Below are 2733 nucleotides of genomic sequence, written 5' to 3' on the forward strand. Positions count from 1 at the left end.
TCCAGTAGGCATAGAGCTTGGCCACCGCATAGGGGCTGCGCGGATAGAAGGGGGTGGTCTCGCGCTGCGGGATCTCCTGCACCAGACCATAGAGCTCGGAGGTCGAGGCCTGATAGAAGCGGGTCTTATTGGTCAGGCCGAGGAAACGGATGGCTTCGAGCAGGCGCAGCGTGCCGATGGCGTCCACGTCCGCGGTATACTCGGGGGCCTCGAAGGACACGGCCACGTGGCTCTGGGCGCCGAGGTTGTAGACCTCGTCCGGCTCGATTTCCTGGATGATGCGCGTCAGGTTCGAGGTGTCGCTCAGATCGCCATAGTGCAGCTTGAAATGGGCGTTGTTGACATGCGGATCTTCATAGATGTGGTCGACGCGCTGCGTGTTGAAAAGAGACGCACGACGCTTGATCCCGTGAACTTCATAGCCCTTCGAAATCAGAAACTCGGCAAGATACGAACCATCCTGCCCCGTAACACCGGTAATCAGAGCCTTCTTAAGCTGAGACATTATCCATCATCCTAATTCTTGAGTTTATCTATTTGGCTTGCAGAGTTACGGGAGGCCTTATTCGGCCTTCCAACTTCTGTACCATTCAACGAAGTTCCGAACGCCAGTGGGCACGTCGGTTTCCGGCACGTAGCCAGTCAGCGCCTTGAGGAGGTCGGGCGCAGCAAAGGTTTGAGGAACGTCGCCCTTCTGCATGGGCAGAAGATTGCGAACGGCGGATTTGCCCAACGCGCCCTCGATTGCCTCGATGAAGTCGAGCAATCCGACCGGCTGGCCGCCTCCGATGTTGACGACCCGGAAAGGGGCCTGGTGGGACAAGGTGTCAATGACACCCTCGGTCGTGACACGATTGCCTTCGCCCGGGGGCACCGGCACCAGCTTGGCAATCGCCTCGACGAGATCTTCCACATAGGTGAAGTCGCGCCGCATCTTGCCTTCGCCGTAGACGTCAATCGGCTGTCCCTTTTCGATGGCGTCGACGAACTTGAAGAGCGCCATGTCCGGGCGGCCCCAGGGGCCGTAGACGGTGAAGAAGCGGAAGGCCGTGGTCGGGATCTTCCACAGATGCGCATAGGAATGCGCCATGGCTTCCATCGCCTTCTTGGTGGCGGCGTAGAGGGTCAGCGGCTCATCGGTCTTGTCGGCTTCCGCGAAGGGAACCTTCTCGTTGGCACCGTAGACCGATGACGTCGAGGCCAGCATGAGGTGCTTCACCTCGAAGGCCTTGGCCAGCTCCAGAATGTTCCAGCTGCCAACGAGGTTGGACTCGACGTAAGCCTTTGGATTTTCAAGGCTGTAACGGACGCCGGCCTGAGCGGCGAGGTGCACGATGACTTCCGGCTCTGCCAGATCGGCCGCCCGCTTGAGCGCATCCACATCCTCAAGCTGACCGATCACTGCCTTGAACCCGTTGGACCGCTGAAGGAGTGCGTGCCGGCCTTCTTTCAGGCGAACATCGTAATATGGCGTCATTCCGTCGAAGCCGACGACGAAGTGACCGTCTTGCAGGAGGCGCCTGGCGAGATGGAAGCCAATGAAGCCTGCAGTACCTGTGATAAGAAAACGCAAAAGCTCGCCTCCCGCTTAGGATCGTCCGACGCTCGAATAGCTGAAGCCATGCTTCTCGACTTCGTCGCGGCGGTAAATGTTGCGCAGGTCAACGAGAACCGGTGCCTTCACCAGGCCCTTGAGACGGGCGAAATCGAGGGCGCGGAACTGGTTCCATTCGGTGACGATGGCGACGGCGTCGGCGCCCTTGGCCGCGTCATAGGCGTCGGTGGCATAGGTGATGCCGTCGATCACCTTCCTTGCATTGTCCATGCCTTCGGGGTCGTAACCGCGCACCGTTGCGCCGGCGTCCTGCAGCGCCTGGATGATCGAGATGGCCGGGCTGTCGCGCATGTCGTCGGTCATCGGCTTGAAGGTCAGGCCGAGCACGGCGACGGTCTTGCCGCGGACATCGCCACCACAGGCGGCGATCACCTTGCGGGCCATGGCGCGCTTGCGGTTGTCGTTGACGGCGACGGTCGTCTCGATGAGGCGGATCGGGCTGTCATAGTCCTGGGCGGTCTTCACGAGGGCCAGAGTATCCTTCGGGAAGCACGAACCGCCGTAGCCGGGACCGGCATGCAGGAACTTGGAGCCGATGCGGCCGTCAAGACCGATGCCGCGCGCCACCTGCTGCACATCCGCACCCACCTTCTCGCACAGATCGGCGATCTCGTTGATGAAGGTGATCTTCATGGCGAGGAAGGCGTTGCCGGCATACTTGATCAGCTCGGAGGTGCGGCGCTGGGTGAACAGCAGCGGCGCCTGGTTGAGGTACAGCGGACGGTAGACCTCGGTCATCACCTCGCGGGCGCGCTCGTCCTCGAGGCCGATGACGATGCGATCGGGGCGCTTGAAGTCGTCGATGGCGGCGCCTTCGCGCAGGAACTCGGGGTTGGAGACCACGGCGACGTCGGCCGACGGGTTGACCTCGCGGATGATGCGCTCCACCTCGTCACCGGTGCCGACCGGCACGGTCGACTTGGTGACGACGACCGTGAAGCCCTTCACCGCCTCAGCGATCTCGCGGGCGGCGGCGTAGACATAGGAAAGATCGGCATGGCCATCGCCACGGCGGGACGGCGTGCCGACGCCGATGAAGACCACGTCCGCCTCGGCCACGGGGCCGGCAAGATCGGTGGTGAAGCTCAGCCGGCCGGCCTTCACATTGTCCGCCACCA

3 protein-coding genes are annotated in these 2733 nt (G+C 61.9%); all 3 read right to left on the reverse strand.

What is annotated here, in order from left to right; translation table 11 throughout:
• The coding region (locus L2I41_RS21380; RefSeq protein ID WP_237155653.1) for a GDP-mannose 4,6-dehydratase at positions 1–505 on the reverse strand (505 nt) is incomplete at its 3' end.
• 57 nt (positions 506–562) lie between these two features.
• Positions 563–1573, reverse strand: a complete 1011-nt coding sequence (locus L2I41_RS21385) for an NAD-dependent epimerase (protein ID WP_237155654.1) — start codon at positions 1571–1573, stop codon at positions 563–565.
• 15 nt (positions 1574–1588) lie between these two features.
• Positions 1589–2733 (reverse strand): UDP-glucose dehydrogenase family protein (locus L2I41_RS21390; protein WP_237155655.1); only part of this gene is annotated, 1145 nt, incomplete at its 5' end.

The sequence above is a fragment of the Oryzibacter oryziterrae genome (genome assembly GCF_021864535.1).
In the GTDB taxonomy this organism is placed as follows: domain Bacteria; phylum Pseudomonadota; class Alphaproteobacteria; order Rhizobiales; family Pleomorphomonadaceae; genus Pleomorphomonas; species Pleomorphomonas oryziterrae.